At 64.1% G+C, this 835-nt stretch carries 1 protein-coding gene; it reads left to right on the top strand.

Features of this window, described 5'->3' with window-relative positions; genetic code table 11:
- Nucleotides 1-59 precede the first annotated feature (59 nt).
- A protein-coding gene (locus AUL35_RS21875; RefSeq protein WP_156418157.1) for an IS5 family transposase occupies nt 60-817 on the top strand; the annotation gives its coding sequence in 2 pieces (ribosomal slippage) (nt 60-396 and nt 396-817; 759 coding nt in all).
- The last annotated feature ends 18 nt before the right edge of the window (nt 818-835 follow it).

The following is an 835-nucleotide window of genomic DNA, read 5'->3' as shown; positions in this document are numbered from 1 at the left end:
TCAGGACCCATTGATTTGGAAGGCATCGTCTGATTCCAGGCTCCGCGAGGAGACTGCGAATGAGTGACCTGTTTTGGCTGACGAACGAGCAGATGGAGCGGTTGCGCCCGTTCTTTCCCAGAAGCCATGGCCGGCCACGGGTTGATGACCGACGCGTGCTGAGCGGGATCATCTTCGTCAACCGCAACGGCCTGCGATGGCGCGATGCGCCGAAGGAGTATGGTCCCGCGAAGACGCTCTACAATCGCTGGAAGCGTTGGGGCGAGATGGGTGTCTTCGTCCGCATGATGGAGGGGCTGGCCGCAGCCGGTGCCGAGCGCAAGACGATCATGATCGACGCGACCTACCTCAAGGCGCACCGCACGGCCTCGAGCCTGGCGGTTAAAAAGGGGGGCTTGGACGCCTGATCGGCCGCACGAAGGGCGGCATGAACACGAAGCTTCATGCCGTGGCGGATGCCAACGGCCGCCCGCTGAGCTTCTTCATGACCGCCGGTCCGGTCAGCGACTACACCGGGGCGGCGGCGCTTCTGGACGAACTACCCAAGGCGCAATGGCTGCTCGGCGACCGTGGCTACGACGCCGACTGGTTCCGGGACGCTCTTGCAGCAAAGGGGATCAAGCCCTGCATCCCAGGGCGCAAGTCGCGCAACGCGCCGGTGCGCCACGACAAGCGCCGTTACAGACGACGCAACCGGATCGAGATCATGTTCGGGCGTCTGAAGGACTGGCGGCGGGTTGCGACCCGCTACGACCGATGCCCAACCGTCTTCTTCTCCGCCATCGCCCTCGCTGCCACCGTCCTCTTCTGGCTCTGAGCTATGAGTCCTGACCCT

Origin of the sequence: Aureimonas sp. AU4 (assembly GCF_001463765.1) — a bacterium.
In the GTDB taxonomy this organism is placed as follows: domain Bacteria; phylum Pseudomonadota; class Alphaproteobacteria; order Rhizobiales; family Rhizobiaceae; genus Aureimonas.
This window is presented reverse-complemented; position numbering and strand designations above follow the sequence as displayed.